The sequence below is a fragment of the Pedobacter sp. MR2016-19 genome (genome assembly GCF_014947265.1).
Classification (GTDB): Bacteria; Bacteroidota; Bacteroidia; order Sphingobacteriales; family Sphingobacteriaceae; genus Pedobacter.
On the sequence record NZ_JADCNK010000017.1, the window covers coordinates 17,077 to 35,334 of the forward strand.

The 18,258-nt window shown below is 38.0% G+C and carries 12 protein-coding genes; all 12 read left to right on the top strand.

Annotated elements, in window-relative coordinates; genetic code table 11:
- The first annotated feature begins 104 nt into the window (after positions 1–104).
- The 12 genes from IM793_RS18605 to IM793_RS18655 all read left to right on the top strand — a co-directional run bounded on the left by IM793_RS18605 (position 105) and on the right by IM793_RS18655 (position 17,960).
- Entirely contained in the window at positions 105–3,542 is a 3,438-nt protein-coding gene (locus tag IM793_RS18605) for a SusC/RagA family TonB-linked outer membrane protein (protein WP_193423950.1), read from the top strand.
- Between the two features lie 10 nt (positions 3,543–3,552).
- On the top strand, positions 3,553–4,971 hold the full coding sequence (locus tag IM793_RS18610; RefSeq protein ID WP_193423951.1) for a RagB/SusD family nutrient uptake outer membrane protein: 1,419 nt from the start codon (positions 3,553–3,555) through the stop codon (positions 4,969–4,971).
- A 139-nt stretch (positions 4,972–5,110) separates the two neighbouring features.
- The gene (locus tag IM793_RS18615) at positions 5,111–6,247 is read left to right on the top strand and encodes a TlpA disulfide reductase family protein (protein WP_227256316.1); all 1,137 of its coding nucleotides are present in this window, start codon (positions 5,111–5,113) and stop codon (positions 6,245–6,247) included.
- A gap of 387 nt (positions 6,248–6,634) precedes the next feature.
- The gene (locus IM793_RS18620) at positions 6,635–7,690 is read left to right on the top strand and encodes a hypothetical protein (RefSeq protein ID WP_193423953.1); all 1,056 of its coding nucleotides are present in this window, start codon (positions 6,635–6,637) and stop codon (positions 7,688–7,690) included.
- A 713-nt stretch (positions 7,691–8,403) separates the two neighbouring features.
- Entirely contained in the window at positions 8,404–9,546 is a 1,143-nt protein-coding gene (locus IM793_RS18625) for a serine hydrolase (RefSeq protein WP_193423955.1), read from the top strand.
- A 126-nt stretch (positions 9,547–9,672) separates the two neighbouring features.
- Positions 9,673–10,761, top strand: coding sequence for a helix-turn-helix domain-containing protein (locus IM793_RS18630; RefSeq protein WP_193423957.1), 1,089 nt, complete (start codon positions 9,673–9,675; stop codon positions 10,759–10,761).
- A gap of 100 nt (positions 10,762–10,861) precedes the next feature.
- Positions 10,862–13,285: an outer membrane beta-barrel family protein gene (locus IM793_RS18635; RefSeq protein WP_193423959.1), complete on the top strand. Its 2,424-nt coding sequence runs from the start codon at positions 10,862–10,864 to the stop codon at positions 13,283–13,285.
- 361 nt (positions 13,286–13,646) lie between these two features.
- Positions 13,647–13,961 (top strand): DUF5763 domain-containing protein, encoded by a 315-nt coding sequence (locus IM793_RS25180; RefSeq protein ID WP_370629823.1) that lies wholly within the window; start codon positions 13,647–13,649, stop codon positions 13,959–13,961.
- A 104-nt stretch (positions 13,962–14,065) separates the two neighbouring features.
- A complete protein-coding gene (locus IM793_RS18640; RefSeq protein ID WP_193423961.1) occupies positions 14,066–14,377 on the top strand; it encodes a hypothetical protein in 312 nt (103 codons plus the stop codon).
- 333 nt (positions 14,378–14,710) lie between these two features.
- On the top strand, positions 14,711–15,331 hold the full coding sequence (locus IM793_RS18645; RefSeq protein ID WP_193423983.1) for a hypothetical protein: 621 nt from the start codon (positions 14,711–14,713) through the stop codon (positions 15,329–15,331).
- Between the two features lie 786 nt (positions 15,332–16,117).
- Positions 16,118–16,714: an RNA polymerase sigma factor gene (locus tag IM793_RS18650; protein ID WP_193423985.1), complete on the top strand. Its 597-nt coding sequence runs from the start codon at positions 16,118–16,120 to the stop codon at positions 16,712–16,714.
- 97 nt (positions 16,715–16,811) lie between these two features.
- Entirely contained in the window at positions 16,812–17,960 is a 1,149-nt protein-coding gene (locus tag IM793_RS18655) for a FecR family protein (protein ID WP_193423987.1), read from the top strand.
- Positions 17,961–18,258 lie beyond the last annotated feature (298 nt).

Sequence of the window (18,258 nt, forward strand, 5' to 3'; positions counted from 1 at the left end):
CGGAATGACTTAAGCTGGATTAATTACAATTAATTATTATCAACCGCGAAGAGCCTGCACCATCTGGAAAATGAATAGGCTCAACGCATAACCCAGCCAAACAAATGTACAAATTTTACCCTAAGAATGTTACACAGCCGCCTGGTCGTGTAAATAAATTCCTGTTGATCATGAAGTTAATCACGCTGATTTTAATTACAGCTATTGTACAGGTGAGCGCAAGCTCCCATGCACAACGGATCACTTTAACGGCAAAAAACTTGCCATTAATAAAGGTATTTGATCAAATCAGAGTGCAAACCGGATACGACTTTCTTTTCACCAGCTCAACCCTCAAGGATTCTGCACCTGTAAATGTAAACGTAAAAAATATCGAACTGAATGATGCTTTGGAACAGATATTTAAAACGCAGCCGCTGGAATTTAAAATCGAAAATAAATCAGTTATCGTATCTAAAAAGGAATTGTCACTTTTTGAGAAAGTAACGAAAATTTTAACCTTGCCTATCCAGATAAATGGAATTGTAGTAGGAGAAAATGGCCCATTATCAGGTGTAACCATTATCAACAGTAGAACCGGAAAAGGTACCATTACCAATCTGAAGGGTGAATTTGTTTTTAGCGATATAAATGATAATGATGTGCTGACATTCAACTATATCGGTTACGAAAAATATGAGTTTACTGTAAAAGAAAAAGCAACATCCAATATTATTGTGACGATGAAATTGAGCACCTCTAAGCTGGATGAAGTTCAGGTGGTGGCCTATGGGCAAAAAACCAGTCAGCGAATCAGCACCGGCGCCATTGCAAAGGTAACTGCTGAAGATATTGCCAAACAACCGGTAACCAATGTATTGCAGGCACTATCAGGTCAGGTTCCCGGACTGTTCATCAGTCAGAATAGCGGTACACCAGGCGCTGGCATTAGTGTTCAGATCAGGGCGGCTAAATCCTTGCCATCCGTTTTAGACGGTGATAACAATCCTGTACCCGCCACAGGCGTTGCACCCTTGTATATTGTTGATGGTGTTCCTTTTATTTCAGAACCCATTTATGCAGCAGGCGGCAATAATGTTGGTTATCTTAAACCTTCTTTTGGCAATAATCCTTTAAATATTATTAATCCAAGTGATATAGAAAGTATCCAGATATTGAAAGATGCCGATGCAACCTCTATTTATGGTAGCCGGGGTGGTAACGGCGTGATCTTAATTACGACCAAAAAAGGAAAATCTGGTAAAACCCAGCTGAATGTTAATTTCAGTAACGGCATATCGGATGTAGCCAATCTGCACAAAGTAGAAAATATGACACTTTCACAATACCTGGAAGTCAGACGCAGGGCATTTGCCAATTCAGGTGCTACACCAAGGGCAAACAACGCACCCGATCTGATGGTTTGGGATACCAATAATTCTACCGATTTTCAAAAACTACTAATGGGAAAAACTGCCCATGCCACGGATGCCTCTGCTTCGTTTTCAGGTGGGAACAGCCAAACTAATTTTCTTTTAAGTGGAACTTACCATAATGAAACGACTGTAATACCTGGAGATTATACATATAAAAGAGGAAGTGTGCATTTAGCCGTCGAACATAGCTCCCCAGATCGGAAATTTACCGCAAACATCACTGCAACTTTATCTCTTGATCAAAACAATAATGTTGCCAGGTCAGGAAATACGACAGACCTGGGTGCTGTGGCTTTTAGTCAGGCACCTAATTTTCCACTTTACAATGCTTCAGGTACCGGTTTGTATTGGTTTGACCTCAATACTTTTTCGCTGCAGTATGAAAACCCATTGAAATACATGTACCAAAAATATTCAGCTAAAAATAATAATCTTATCGGGGGCATAATGTTGAAGTATACACCAGTTAAAGATTTGAATATTAAGCTGAATACATCCTACAATAAATTGGTAGCCAATGCCCAGGATCTTGCTTATTCACAAAGCATCAATCCTTTATCAGGTACACTTCCGTCGTCAAAGCGCCAGCAAAATAACGTAGACACATGGAATGTGGAACCCCAGATAGACTATACGTTGAAGATTAGCCGTGGGAGTCTGAATTTACTTTCAGGGGCAACCTTTCAGGATAATAAGTACGATCAGCCAATCTACGTGGTAGGCACTAATTACAGTTCTGATGCGTTGCTAGGTTCCATTTCGGGTGCAGGTTCTGTAAATGTTTATAATTTTAATTCCGAATATAAATATCAATCTTTTTTTGCCCGTGCTAATTACAACTGGTTAAATAAGTACATCCTGAATGTAAACTACAGGCGCGATGGTTCTTCGAGGTTTGGCGCCAATAAACGTTTTGGAAACTTTGGTTCTGTAGGCAGTGCCTGGATATTTACAGAAGAGGATATTTTTAAGAATACGCTTCCGGCGCTGAGTTACGGAAAGCTGAGGGGAAGTTACGGATCTACCGGTAACGACCAGATTCCTGATTACCTTTATTTAGACTCTTATAAAACCACCCTCTATGGCTATAATGGAACAACAGGTCTGGCGCCAAATTCACTTGCCAATCCTGACCTGCAATGGGAGGTTAATAAAAAACTCGAATTTGCCCTTGACTTAGGTTTTTTAAAGGATAGGATACTTTTAACAGGTGCCTGGTTCCGCAACAAGGTGAATAATTCACTGGTGAGTGTTCCTCAAAGCACTGTAACAGGTTTCAACTCATACTATGGTAATTTACCCGCCACCATTCAGAAAAAAGGTTTTGAGTTTACTTTAACCACTCAGAATTTAAAAAGCAAAAATTTTAACTGGACCACCAATTTCAATATATCCTTTGTACAAAGTAAATTGTTATCCTTTCCTGGCATAGAAAACACACAGTATAGCAGTTCTTTGGTAGTGGGTAATTCGCTCAGTACCATTTATGCGTATCGGTATACAGGCCTGTCACCCGTAACTAATTTACCAACCATTGAAGATGCCAATAAGAGTGGCTCAACTGATATTACAATGTCTTCCGAAACCGGCCTGGCTGCTTATGGCCTGGGCGATAAAGTAGCCGTTGGTAAAACAGACCCGGATTTTTATGGAGGGATGATCAATACGTTCAGATATAAAAACTTCCAATTGGATTTAATGCTGCAATTTACCGGTCGCAACACACAATATGGCATAGATTATTATGCAGGTTCTGCTCCTCCGGGATATAACGTGGTAAATATGTCGAGCTATATGTACGATTTATTTAAACAAACAAACGGCAAAATAGCCACAAGAACTTTCGGGATCAATACAGATGGTACAGCCTATAATACCTATTCTAAGTACATTCAGTCTGATGCGGTGCTTAGCAATGCGGCCTATTTAAGGTTAAAGAACGTATCATTCTCGTATACTTTTAAAGATAGCTGGGTAAAGAGTTTAAAAATGAGTTCTGCACGTTTTTATCTGCAAGGTCAAAACCTGCTAACTTTTACCAAATTTAAGGGTTACGACCCTGAGACCCTGGCAAGTAATATACCGCCACTAAGAACAATTGTTGCAGGTGTTAACTTCTCATTCTAAAATATCCGATATGAAAACTATAAAAATCACCAATACAATAATTATCTCCCAACTGGTTATGATGTTGGTGTGCATATTTACCAGTGGATGCAAGAAATTCGTTGATGTGGACGCACCAAGCAATCAATTGGTTACAGGTACCGTTTTTACCAATGACAATACTGTCAATTCTGCTTTAGCAGGCATGTACAATAATTTCGCTATCAGTAGATCACCTGATTTGCAATTTTCTATGTCATTTTTAAATGGTTGCGCAGCAGATGAAGCTCAATATTCTACTTCAGGATCCGAATTTGACGCGTTTACACTAAATGGACTTCAGGCAGATAATGTTTACCTATCCTCTATGTGGACCAGCTGCTATTCAGTAGTTTATCAGGCCAACGCCGTTATTGAAGGTGTCAATAGCAGTAGTGGTGGCATTAGCGATGCGATGAAAGTTGAAGCCCTGGGTGAAGCGAAATTTATTAGGGCACTTTGCTATTTTTATCTGGTAAATTTATGGGGCGATGTTCCGATGCCATTAAGCACAGACCGCTCTGTCAATAATTCGCTTTCGCATAGTGCAAAGGCAATCGTGTATCAACAAATCATTAAAGATTTAAATGAAGCCAAAGGTTCCTTATCTGCGAATTATTCTTACTCTTCAGGCCAGCGTACCAGGCCCAATAAATATGCCGCAGCCGCTTTGCTGGCAAGGGCTTACCTATACATCGGCGACTGGGCAAATGCGGAAGCAAACGCTACTCTTGTAATTAATGCCGGATCCTTCAGTTTACTTTCTACAGCTAACCTCAATGGCATCTTTGTGAAAAACAATGCCGAAGCGATATTACAGTTTGACGCTTCTCCATCTGGCACAGCTGGCCAGGGGTTCACTAATGAGGGAGAATCTTTTGCATTGGATATTACAACTATTCCGGATTTCCAGTTAAGCAGTGGCCTTCTTAAAGCATTTGAATCCGGCGACCGCAGATACACCAATTGGGTCGGCACAACTACTTATCAGGGTACTGCCTACTACTATTTTTCAAAGTATAAACAACGGGTTGCCAATACAACAGCAGCAGGTGAATATGTTACTTGCCTGCGTTTGGCAGAGCAATATCTTATACGTGCTGAAGCCAGGGCAAAGCAGGCTAATCTGACGGGTGCCGTTGCTGATATCAATGTGATCAGGAACAGGGCGGGCCTGCTAAATACGACGGCCACGCTCCAATCTGATATTTTGTTAGCGATAGAACAGGAACGAAGAATTGAGTTGTTTGGCGAATACGGACACCGCTGGAATGACCTTCGGAGGACAGGACGCGCCAATACTGTTTTAGGAGCATTAAAATCAACCTGGTCAGCCAATGATGCTTTATACCCTATTCCAAAAATAGAAATACAAAACAATAGCAATCTAAGCCAAAATCCAGGTTATTAGGTAAAGATATCTTTTAGCGTGACCGGAAGCAGTTGTACCTGTTTCCTGGTCACGCTATTATGATGTTGTCTTATCCAATAACTTTAATCACTACTCTTTTATGAGAATCATAAATGAGTATTAAAAGATCCACCCAATCATGAAAAAAATATTTTTAGCAGCAATTTTGTTTTTCCCATTAATCACACTAGCTCAAAAAGGGCATTTTGTTTTGAAGGCTCAGGTTAGCGGGCTGAATACGCCGTTAAAAGCATATTTGAATTATAGTAGGGATAGCAAATCCGTACTGGATTCAGCGAATTCTGATAGTGGCATTTTTGAATTTAGTGGCGATATATCCGGCATTACAAAAGCCTATATAACCTTGGATCATGCAAGTGTCGGCCTTTCTAAAATGAGTGATAACAGAGATGTACTCTCATTTTATATTGAGAAAGGAAATATCGATATAATTGCAGTTGATTCCATCAAAAACGGAACCATTAGTGGTTCAGTCATCAATCAGCAAAATGCAATCTATAAAAAGGTTTTATCTGGCAACAAGCAAACTTTTGAGTCGGTTGTTGCACGTTCTATGGCTGCAACACCTGAACAACGAAAGGATATTACATTTCGTAACCAACTGAATGCAGCATATCAAAAGACGGCCAAAGAACGTGAGGATTTACAAATTCAGTTTATTAAGATGCATCCGGATTTTTATATCAGTTATTTGGCTCTGGTTGAAGTTGCCGGACCGATCATCGATGTTGAAAAAATCTCACCACTGTTTGATAAGCTATCTGTTGATATTCGCCGTAGCGAAGCAGGTTTAGCGTTTGAGAAACTGATAGATATGGCAAAAATCACATCTATTGGCGCAATGGCTCCCCTTTTCACGCAAAATGATATTAATGACAAGCCGGTGAGTTTATCAAGATTTCGGGGCAAATATGTATTAATCGACTTTTGGGCCTCCTGGTGCGGCCCCTGCCGGGCGGAAAATCCGAATGTTGTAAAGGCTTTTCAGCGTTATAAGAAAGAGAACTTTGCAATTCTTGGCGTTTCATTGGATCGCCCCGGAAAAAAAGAAGACTGGCTCGCTGCAATTAAAGCCGATGGCCTGGAGTGGAATCAGGTATCCGACCTGAAATTCTGGAACAACGAAGTTGCAAAACTTTATGGTATCCGGGCAATACCACAAAATTTTCTGATTGGACCTGACGGTAAAATCGTTGGTAAGAACCTAGTTGGAAAAGAGCTTGATGAAAAGTTACATGAAATTTTTGGGAATTGAGTTTGCAACGCTAATGAAAGGGAGTATGTAAAACTATTTTAAAGGTATAAATCAAACGAAAATTTGATTTTCCGGCTGGGGTAAATTCTATAGCGAAGAAACCGGAGAACCCATATTAAACTCGAGGAAAAAAGGGCAATTAATTTAAAGAGGCCTATAGAGCGGGGATATTAGAGGAACGGGAATTTTAGAAAGCTCAAATGATTTCTCTTTTCTTCCCTAGCCTGCATCCACATAAAAATCAGGGCAGGCTGGCAAGGAAAAGAGTTTTTTTAAAATTTAACAGCTTTGCTTGATGGCTATAAGGAGTTTAAAATTAAAACTAAAACAAATTACAGCTTATTATGTCTTGTTATTTAAAATCTGATAACAATTAAATTAGGCTATATGAATAAGAAAAACTTACTTAAATATTATTTTGCTTTACTGCTATTTTCTATTGCCTTTACATCTTGCAAGAAAAAGACCATTGACCCTTCGCCACAGCCTGTTGAGGAGACATCAACGGCAGATGTGTATGCAGCTGGCCGGATTAATTACATCGCCACCTATTGGAAAAACGGCACTGCCGTTAAATTGGGTTCAGCCGGGTCTGACGCTTATGGCATTGCCTTATTGGGAAAAGACGTTTATGTAGCTGGATCACAATCAACTGGAAACGGTAATAATATCGCTAAATACTGGAAGAACGGTGTGGCAGTTAACCTTACTGATGGAGCTAATTATGCAATGGCAAATGATATTTTTATCTCAGGCAATGATGTTTATATTGCTGGAGCTGAGGCACAAAACGGCACTACTAATTACGTGGCAAAGTATTGGAAAAACGGAGTTCCGGTAACGTTATCCAATGCCATCAATGCGACTGCAAGTGGAATTGCGGTAGTTAACAATGATGTTTATGTAATTGGAAAAAGATCGCCCGATGGAATTTCGTCTATTGTTTGCTATTGGAAAAATGGCCAGCTTACCGATCTTACCGACCGGAGTACTTATGCCACAGATCAATCCATCACAGTATCAGGTAATGATGTTTATATGGCCTGGTCTGCCACTTATAATAGTTCTGGCAAACTCCAAACCAGTTATTCAAAAAACTTTGAAACGCCGATAACCATTGCCGATGGCACACAGGATGCACGGGGTTACGGCATTGCTGTTTCAGGAAACGATGTCTACATCGCGGGATCGGGGCCAGCTGCTAACGGACAGGCAATCGCTGCCAAATACTGGAAAAATGGAAATGTGGTTGCGCTTACCGGAGATAACAACGGTGCATTTGGGCTTAGTGTTGCGCTTTTAAATAACGACATTTATGTAGCAGGCTACAACCAAACAGCGAACGGGTCACTGGCTACTTATTGGAAAAATGGTCAGGCTGTTGCGCTAACTGACGGTACAAATGATGCACTAATCAGAAAGATCGTAGTGGTGAAAAAATAATTTTGCTAAAGCTGTATTTCAGGACAGAAAAATAGATCATCTTAATTGGCTCAACAATTAATGGTTAAATCAGTAAAGGGGGCCTTGGCACCGGCATTCAGAAAACTGATGATTACAGTGAGGTGAATTAGTCATAATACTAATCTCTGTTAAGTTGTTTAATTTACCATAACTGTCAGATTAAGTTTCGACTAATTCAATTAATGGCAATCTGTCCAGGTATAATATAGATGCCTAGGAAAACTTCTCTTCAGATCTGCTCTGCTGAATAATTCGATTGGTGTTTTTTATGTACTTTTTCCATGCCTGGGCCTCAAGGAAGAGATCAATATCCGCCCTGGAAAACGTTCTCCCATTCCATGTTTTGATTTGTCCAACAGCTATCAATGATAACACAACAAGCACCATGGCAAGAAGAATATTTAGTCATTGTGCATTTCGTTATGACCATAACTGACTACCCGGGCCAACTTCCATACACTTTTAGTTTCTGCCAAATCGCGCTTGTTTCTAAAAGACATATGATGATTTTGCTTCGTATAGGGCGCCTTTTTTTCTGCATCTACACCCGGCCTCTGGAGGGATTTTAAAATTGGTTTAACTATTACGCAAATTTTTTATAGCCAATTAATCGGGGATTAATATTAAGCAGGTGTAACTTACCTGTTTAATTCGCGTCCTTATTACAAGCTTCCAATATTTATATCATTTTTATGAAAAATATATTTTTTGTTTTTACGCTTTTGACCTCTACCCGTGGTGCCTCGCATCAATATCCAATGATAAATAGAATCACAAAGATGATAACACTGTTCATTTTTGTTCTTGTAAATCATGCTTCGGCTCAATCTTCTTACATCAAAGAACTGGTAGAAAGTTATGCCAGTCAACACCAATTTAATGGAACAGTCTTAATTCAAAAAGACTCAAAGGTGATTTGTCACAAAAGTTTTGGTGTGGCAGAACGTGCTTTCAATTCGTCCATTACCAACGATACCAAATACCAGGTTTGCTCTTTTACTAAAACCTTTACAGCAGTTTTAATACTCCAGCTTGTTGAACAAGGAAAAATTGATCTGCAGAAGAAGATAATCGATTATTTGCCGGACTATAAAGGGGAGGGAGGACCGAAAGTTTCAATTCATCAACTGCTAAATCATACATCGGGTATGAAAAACACGGATACCGCAAAAGATGAAAATTTTCTAAAATATGGGATCGGGTTTTACCATAAACCATATCAGCTAAAGGAAATTGTGGCTAATTTCTGTTCAAACCCAATTATTAATGAGCCGGGAACAAAATTTGACTATAACAATGGGGAATATATGATCCTGGGACGAATATTAGAAGTAATATATAAAATGAACTATGAAGCAATATTGGACAGGCAGATTCTAGGCCCGTTGGTAATGCGTAATTCCGGGCTGATATCGCATTACAAATTAATCGACGGTCTTGCTACTCCATATTATAAAGACAAAAGCTTAGACCATTTAATTCCCAATGTTCCCCTATATGTAGAAGATTTTTCAGCTGCCGGTGCAATGTATTCCTGTACAAAAGATATGATGCAGTTTAATAATGCATTGTTCACCTTTAAGCTAATTAAAAAAGAAACGTTACAACAACTGTTAACCCCGGGATTGGATGATTATGGATATAGCGTTTGGATCCGTGGCAATCAGGAATTTAGACGAATGGAACGATACGGAAGGATAGCAGGTGCCAATGGGGTATGGTTTCATTATTTGAATGATGGATTGAGTATAATCATCTTATCAAATACAAATTTAACTGATCTTGGAGACTATGCCAACAAGATCGGTAACAGCATTTTGTCCAAAAAGCCATAGATAATAGTTTTAGAACATTATAGAGAAAGAAGGCCGTATAGGATTTTCTACAACAGCACTGTCACAGCGTGAACTAATTTGAATTACTATATTGCACCATGAATTTTAACCTTTACCCGAGCTGCAATGGTCGTTTTTAATTTTTATACCCTCCTGACCGGTATTGCTGGCGTAAACTTAATTTTTATTTCTTTTTATTGCCAGTTAAACAAACAGCGAAGAAAAAGCCTTACTGCAATTTTTCTTTCTTTATTCTGCCTGTTTATTACACTAAATCTTTTGTATGATATCTTAATGCTTAACCAGGTATTTGGGTTTTACCTTAAATTTTTAGACGAATTTTCTCTTTTGCTGGCTTTTCCCTGCCTGTATTTTTATGTACTGTCGCTTACAAATAACAACTTAAATTTTAAAAAGAAATATTTGCTCCATTGGGTTCCTGCCCTGATCTTTTTAGTTGTGTGGGTATTTCCACCTGAAAGTTTTTCATCCTGGAACCGGAACGCTCCAATGAGCTGGCTTTATTTACATTTGAATCATATACAGTTCCTGCTCTACATAATATTGATCTTTAGAATCCTGAAGAAAAACGATGAAATTTCCAGGGAACTAATTTCCTCCGTAGAAAATAGCGGGTTGAAGTGGATCAAAGAATTGCTGGTATTTATGTCCATCATATTAGTAAGCTGGATTCTGGACAATGCAGGATTGATTAATGGGAATCTGATGTCTGTACCACTTCTTCTCTTTAGTTATTGGCTGGGCTATCAAACAATTAACCAGAAAGACATTTATTATAATGTTTCTGCAGATTTTAAAATGGAAACTGTCATTCCGGAACAAAGCCGCTACAGAAATTCGAAGCTTACAGAGGCTAACAAGAAGGCTTATGCAGCAAAAATTGAGGAATTTATGTCCAGGGAAAAGCCTTACTTAAATAATGAACTGACCTTAACTTCCCTGGCAGATAAACTGGATCTTAAACCGATTCATCTTTCCCAGGTTTTAAATGAAGAGTTCAAAGAAAATTTTTATGCCTTTATAAACCGGTATCGCATTGTTGAAAGCCAAAGGTTATTAAAAGATCTACGATATCATAACTATAGTATACAAGCGATAGCTTTCGAAGCCGGTTTCAATTCAATGTCGACATTTAATAAAGCTTTTAAAGAAATTGTGGGGAAGTCTCCGTCTATATACCAAAAAGAGTCTTAGTCTCTTCCTAAAGCCTATGCGGTTATCCGCTTAAGCTTAGTCGGAAGACTTTTCTTACAATTACAACGAGTTTTGGATTATGATTTTAAATCCATTGCTCATGAAAATTTCTATGTTCTTTACGCTAATACTGATTAGCAGCCTGGCTTTTGCGCAGTCCAACCTGAGCCTGTCAGGCCAATTAAAATATAAAGATGGTTTTATTGCAAATGACATTACTGTTTCACTTATAAGAATCACTGATTCCGTTATCGTACAACGACAAAGTGCTTTAAAAGGCGGCAAGTTTTTGTTTCAAGACGTAAAGCCTGATGCATATATCATTATATTTACGTTATTAGGCACCCAAAAAGCAAGGTTAGGACCGGTAACTTTAAACAAGGAAAGCCTTGTTCTTGACACCGTATTTCTAGATCGAAATGTAGAACAATTAAAGGAAGTCAGCATAAAAGGAGCCCGGCAATTAATCCAAAAATCAATTGATAAAACCACCATTAATGTTGAGAATACGAGTCTGGCAGTTGGCAATACGGCGTTGGATTTATTAAATAGAGCCCCGGGATTAACCGTTCTGAATGATGGTACTATTCAGTTAAACGGTAAGGCAGGCGTAACGGTGATGTTAGACGGCAGACTTACTTATTTGTCATCTTCACAACTTGCCACTTTATTGCGCAACACAAATTCAGGTCAGATTAAATCAATAGAAATCATGACTCATCCACCGGTAAAGTTTGACGCATCCGGAGGTGCCGGTTTAATTAACATCATTTTAAAAAAGAATAAAGACCTGGGGAGCAATGGAACGATTACAGCAGATGCTGCCCTTGGGGAATTCATAAAGGCTAATACAGGGATTTCAATCAATCACAGGAGTAAAAAGATCAATGTATTTGGAAACTATAACTTTGCTGATAATAAAAGATACGGGATCCTGAATTTAGATCGCTCTGTAAATATGCCAGAGGATTTAAGTAACATCAGCCAGCAGAGCAACTCAACAACAAAGAATTATAATCATACCTATAAAGCTGGCCTCGACTACGATATTAATAAAAATAACACGCTCGGTTTCATGGTGGCCGGGTATAAAAATGATCAAACCGAGATCATACACAGCAAATCGGCTATCAGCAATAGCGGTTTAGATCTATCCGATATTTCAGCCCTTAATACCGGAAAGAACCGGTATTCAAATACATCCTACAATTTAAACTATAAATCTGTTTTAGATACGCTTGGTCAGCAACTGGATATCGACCTGGTACTTTTAAATTATAAAAATGCAGAGAAGATTCTTTATGAGAACAACTTCTTCGATGACTATGGTAATCCTGTTAAGATGGCCAAAATATTTAGAAATATATCTCCAACCGATTTAAAGATAAAAGCGATCACAATTAATTACGCGCTTCCGCTTTCAAAAACTTCAACAGTAGAGGTTGGTATTAAATCAAGTCTGGTCAAGACCGACAATGATTTTTTAGTTGAAAACCAATTGGGAAATGAATGGTTAAAAGACTTGGCTCAGAGTAATAGATTCCTGTATCAGGAACGGATTAATGCTGCCTATTTAAACTTTAAAAAAGAATTTTCCGGATTCGATATGCAACTAGGAGTTCGTGCAGAGCATACTTCAACTCATGGGAATTCAATCACGATGTCTGAAACCGTCGAACGAAAATATCTGGATTTGTTTCCTGTAGTCTCTTTTAGCAAAAAATTCGATAAGAATCATACCGTCAGCTTAACGGCTAACAGGCGGATTGATCGCCCCAGTTATGGTTCATTAAATCCATTTATATACTATTTAGATTTATATACATATAAGCGTGGGAATCCGGATCTAAAACCGCAATACACCAACAGCCTGGCTTTCGACTATCTTTTGCGCCAGAAATATGGCATCGAAATCGTTTATAGCAACACGAAAGATGTTATCTCAGACATCATAAAGCCAGATGCCACTCGCGGAGCGTTATTTACGATACCTGATAATCTAGCTAAACAAAATTCAATTAGTTTGAGTTTAAGTGTTCCGATAAGCGTAGGGAAGTTCTGGAATATGTATAACAATCTTAGTGCTTACCATGTTAGTTTTTATTCAAATGATATTTTAGGCACCATCTATAGAAGCGATCAAAATGCTATGAATTTCAAGTCTTATTCTACCTTCACAATAAGTGAAAGGTTTAATTTTGATGTATCTTTTTTCTATCAATCCAGACAACTATATGGCACCTCCTACCTGGGGTCGTTTTCATTTGTGGATGTGGGCACCTCCTATAAATTTTTCAACAGTCGTTTAAATTTGAAAGTTTCCGTGAAAGATATCTTCAATCAAAAAACACAAATTATGTATAGTAATCTGCCAAACGTTTATTACACAATATATGATAAACCCGAGACCAGGCTATTTTCTTTTGGCTTAAGTTATTCTTTTGGCGGAAAAGATGTAAAACAATCCAGAAAAAGACCTACGGGAATAGAGGAAGAAAAAGGAAGAATTGGTGGCATTCGTTGAAATGACTGATTATCAAAAAAACATATAATCATTCACTTTTATTTGGATTAAGATATTCCATCGATAGGTGTAAATAAAAAGCCAGAATGCGCAAATTATTATATTAAGTATTTCATTTTTTAATCACTAATATCATTACTGTCTTATTAACCTGAGTTCGATTCTTAAAAAGCAAACATACATATTACGGAAAACCTTAATAAACGGGTTAAGTTAGGCGCTAGCTTTATAACCCAATATTTAGACGATATTTTTAAGGATGAAATACTCATTTATCAGTATTGTTTTTATGGTAAAATAGCTGCTTATTGGAATACTTAAATCAGACCAAACATCCCTATTGAAAACGCTCATCTTAATTGTGTTGAGTTTAACCTTGTTGAACTTTTCGCCGGAAAATTCCAAAACTACTAAAGAACCTGTTGCTACTTGTTACGGCTATCGTTCATGTTCTGCCTGTTCTAATTGCAGCCGGTGTAAACATTGTGGCGCTGGTGGGAGCTGCGGTGTATGCTCTACAAAATCTTCCAGTAATATAAAAACCTTTCGCTCCAGTAAAACGAGCCCTAGCCAGACTGCTAATTATGTTGGGCAATGTAAGGCACTCACTAAAAAGGGAAGTCGTTGCAAAAGAAATGGGAGTGGTAGTGGATATTGCTGGCAGCATGGTAAATAGCCTCTATTCAAATGATTAATCTAACAATCATTAGGATTAGCTATACAATAGATCTTGACATAATAAAATGGCTTTAAACTGCATCATTAATAGTTACCGATAATATGAAAAAAATACTTACGCTCTTAACGCTTCTTCCATTGTTAGCTAATGCACAAGTTGCAAATGATGGTTTTAATTTTGGATCACTAACCGGTGTATTAGTTGGTATTGGTGTGGTGTTATTAATTTTTCTAGTGCTTAGACAGTTGGTGCTTTGGTATTGGAAAATTGATAAAATTGTCGCTTACCAAGAACAAAATATTATTGCACTTCAATCTGTTTACAACACCCAAAAAGAAATATTAAAACAAGCAAAAGAGCAAACCGAATTATTGAGAAAAATTAGAGATAAAATAGAGGTGAAAACTGATTAAGAATATTTTAAATTAAGGATATGCAGAAACTACTTACTTTATTTTTAATGATAGCAACGCCATCATAGGCCGAAATCCCCACTATCCGTAGCGTTCCGCAGGAGTTCTACGGATTAGCCAATAAAAAATAGTCTCCGACTCGGCTTAGATAAAATGAAATAGCTTTAACCAAAAAAGCCCATCTTTCGATGCGCTTTTGATCCTCAGACCCCATGTGTGTACATGCTAATATATGTATATATGTCTTGAGTTATCTAATGTTTAGGCTCGAAAAAAAACAGGATAGCCGAAAACTGAATAGAGTAGGTAATTACTTATTTAAAGCATTAAGACATGGAAAAGATTAAATTAAATTTTATTAACAGATCAGGTGACACTAATAACAGCACTGTCGTAATTTTTCAACAAAATGTCGCAGAAGATTTTGGCGAGATCGCGATAGCATGGCAGGTAATTAAAAACTGCGGCACATTAGACAATCACCCATTTGTATACTCATCAAACTTCCAGGTATCAGCAAGCGACTCTTATGGGAACTATACCCCACAATTGACAGCTTATGAAGGCCAGGCTTTTGACATGTTAAAAAGCAATTCTGGAGATATTCTTCAATTGTCTTCAATTCCTGCAACAAGCTCTACAGAGGTTGAAGTTAGAAACCAACTCATGCAAGGCGCCATCAATGCCTATTGCTACAGAGATGGTAAACTTCTTGCTGCAAAAACAGGTTTGGCCCCCGGACAAAAGGCGGTTTTTGAATTCCAGCCAAGAATTTATATAGGCGTGGTTTCGCAGATAGAAGAAGGTGATGTAATGAATTCTGCCATTATTTCTCAAGTTAACTCTGAAATTAATTTGTTTGGCATTTCAAGCGCTGATATTGTTATGACTGGTGGCGGTTCTGGAAAATCGTCTGTACCATTCTATTTCACTTTAGAAAACATAAACAGATAACTGACTCAACTCATTTAAAGAGACACAATGATTATCCTTATAGCTTGTGTCTCTTTATTGCCAGGTTTAAATTTTAGAAAGTGGAAAATTCAATACAAAACCTCCACTATCCGTAGCGTTCCGCAGGAGTTCTACGGATTAGCCAATAAAAAAAGAGTCTCCTACCCGGCTTAGATAAAATGAAATAGCTTTAACCAAAAAAGCCTATCTTTTGATGAGCTTTTAATCAATAGCCGTTACTGGACAAATTTCAAACTTTTTCTCGCCTGATTTGCAGAAATTGGCCAAAATTGCAAATTTTCGAACTATCATGAAATAGAGTCTAACTAACCACCATTAGACATATTAAGAACAATGGAATTATAAAAACAGATCCCATTATTGAGCTTGGATGTGCCTTTAAGCGAAATGTTAATATTTCCTGAATATTTTTTGTTATGTCCACAATTGGGCTTCAATTTGGGAATCGATTACGCTACTCACAAAGACTTGGATTGAACTAAGTTAAGGAGAGCAGCGGTTAGAGTTTTGTTATTAAACTTAATTCAGGAATATGGATCATTTAACGGATTAATATTTGATTTTTTCTGTTATTGCCAGTTTAGACAAATAAGATGGAAAGCCTAACCCATAAGATAAAACAACAAAATTTACCGGCACCACTTTCTATTATAAAATAATTGGTTATCATTGGTGGTAGATTTTTTTTATCTTTAAACTACTCATATACTGAAAAACATCATCAAAAAATAAAAGCCAATCGAATTAAGCGTGGGTGTAAATGAAATGTATAATTATGGTGAACTTGCTGACGAAGAATTGGTCCTTTTATTGAAGGAACGGGATAAGCTGGCATTTACTGAAATTTATCGAAGAAACTGGCACCTGCTTTATCTCCATGCTTTCAAAATTTTAGGTAGCGAGGATGAGGCGAAAGATTTGGTCCAGGATACCTTTTTTTCCATTTGGGAGAAATCAGGCGATTTACAAATTAAAACGAATTTAAAAGGCTACCTTTTTATCGCTGTCCGGAACAGAATTTTTAGTTTAATCCGTAAGAAAAAGGCAAATCCTGATTTTGTTGACATTCTATTGGATGAATTAAATCAATTGGATAATACAACAGTTGAATACATCGACGAACGGGAATTAATCCGGTTAATTGACATGGAAATTGAACAACTGCCAAAAAAGATGAAAGAAGTATTTAACCTGAGCCGGAAAGAATTTCTTACCAATAAAGAGATTGCCATGAAGTTGAATATGAGCGAAGAAGCCGTTAAAAAGCAAATTCACAGGTCGATTAAGGTCTTAAAACTGAAGCTTGGAAATTATGCAGGAGTCTCTATTGCTCTGATTTCAGTGATTCATCACCGGATTTAAAAGCCAGGTAACTAACCATATTAATATTCTGTTAAATAATCTTTAACAAAATGTCCCCCTGAGGTAAATATTTGCGTCTTGTATTTAGAACCAGACTATGGAAAATTCCAAACAAGACCTGAACCAATTAATCGATAAGTACCTTTCGGAAGAAGCGAATTTCGAGGAAAGAAATTTGCTGGAGCAATCCTATAGAAAAGCTTCTGCAAGAATGTCAGAAAAAGACATTTCTGATGCTCATGCTGCCCGTATCCACGGAATTGGCACGAAGACTTGGGAAGACCTGATGGAACAGATTGACAGAGCGGGCGCAAAACACTCAAATCTTTGGCCACGTATTCTTACTGTTGCAGCTTCTGTTGTTATTGTATTTTTAGCAGTTTACTTTTTTAAACGTAATCAGCTAATCGATGTGACAGATGCCCGATTGGTTACACGTGATGTCGCTCCCGGTACTGTTGGCGCAACACTAACTTTGGCCAATGGCAAAAAAATCAAACTAGCTGGTGCTGCCAGTGGCAAGCTTGCACAAGAGGCAGGCGTTACCATCACGAAATCATCCAATGGCAGTTTGGTGTACGAAATCAAAGACGGAGCTTTCCGCTCTGGAAAATACAATACTTTATCTACCGCTAACGGAGAAACCTACCAGGTTCGTTTACCAGATGGATCTATGGTTTATCTAAATGCCGCTTCAAGTTTAACCTACGCCACCTCCCTCATAGAAAATGGAAAGCGTGTGGTTACCCTTCGTGGGGAAGGCTATTTTGAGGTTTTTAAAGATAAGAAGCATCCATTTATCGTAAAAACAGAAAAACAGGAAGTAGAAGTTCTGGGAACCCATTTTAACATCAACAGCTATGGCGATGAACCTGCGGTAGCAACAACTTTGATTCAGGGATCGGTAAAAGTGAGGACTGGAAAAAAGGAACAAATGCTTAAGCCAGGTGAACAATCGGTAAACGATGGGAAGTCTATAAAAGTTAACCAGGTTGACGTAGACAGCAGCATTGATTGGAAAAATGGCGATTTCAACCTTGATGGGGTGGAATTTAAAATAGCCATGCGTAAAATCGCCAGGTGGTATAACATGGACGTTATTTATGAGGAAGCGATTTCAGACAGCATCCGCGCAGGCGGCTGGGTTTCGAGGAAGAATTCGTTATCTGCAATACTCAAATCCATTGAAGCGTCGGGTCAGGTACATTTCAGAATAAAAGGAAGGCAAATCTATATCACCAAATAACGCTATCATAAAAATAAAAAATCAACAAACTATTCACCAAACGGTAAGAAATGAACTTCGATACAGAAATAATATTCAACCGTTTTTAAACCCAAACAAACATGAAACTATTTTTACGACGGCAAAATTAAAGGAATAAGCAAACCAGAAGTATAGCTACTCCTGGTCTGTGTTTGGCACAATTTATTAAGAAATCAACTCCTAACAGCAGCATGCCGATAGTTTTCGACGACGAGAAGCACACTGCTACAACCAAACCAAACGTAAATGTATCAAATTTCTACTAAAAAATTTGGTA

What these genes read in the sequence shown, in the direction of transcription:
- IM793_RS18640 (WP_193423961.1), top strand. Translation starts at nt 14,066, where the DNA reads ATGAAAAAAATACTTACGCTCTTAACGCTTCTTCCATTGTTAGCTAAT.
- IM793_RS18655 (WP_193423987.1), top strand. Translation starts at nt 16,812, where the DNA reads ATGGAAAATTCCAAACAAGACCTGAACCAATTAATCGATAAGTACCTT.
- IM793_RS18605 (WP_193423950.1), top strand. Translation starts at nt 105, where the DNA reads ATGTACAAATTTTACCCTAAGAATGTTACACAGCCGCCTGGTCGTGTA.
- IM793_RS18610 (WP_193423951.1), top strand. Translation starts at nt 3,553, where the DNA reads ATGAAAACTATAAAAATCACCAATACAATAATTATCTCCCAACTGGTT.
- IM793_RS18625 (WP_193423955.1), top strand. Translation starts at nt 8,404, where the DNA reads ATGAAAAATATATTTTTTGTTTTTACGCTTTTGACCTCTACCCGTGGT.
- IM793_RS18630 (WP_193423957.1), top strand. Translation starts at nt 9,673, where the DNA reads ATGGTCGTTTTTAATTTTTATACCCTCCTGACCGGTATTGCTGGCGTA.
- IM793_RS18620 (WP_193423953.1), top strand. Translation starts at nt 6,635, where the DNA reads ATGAATAAGAAAAACTTACTTAAATATTATTTTGCTTTACTGCTATTT.
- IM793_RS18635 (WP_193423959.1), top strand. Translation starts at nt 10,862, where the DNA reads ATGAAAATTTCTATGTTCTTTACGCTAATACTGATTAGCAGCCTGGCT.
- IM793_RS18650 (WP_193423985.1), top strand. Translation starts at nt 16,118, where the DNA reads ATGTATAATTATGGTGAACTTGCTGACGAAGAATTGGTCCTTTTATTG.
- IM793_RS18615 (WP_227256316.1), top strand. Translation starts at nt 5,111, where the DNA reads ATGAAAAAAATATTTTTAGCAGCAATTTTGTTTTTCCCATTAATCACA.
- IM793_RS18645 (WP_193423983.1), top strand. Translation starts at nt 14,711, where the DNA reads ATGGAAAAGATTAAATTAAATTTTATTAACAGATCAGGTGACACTAAT.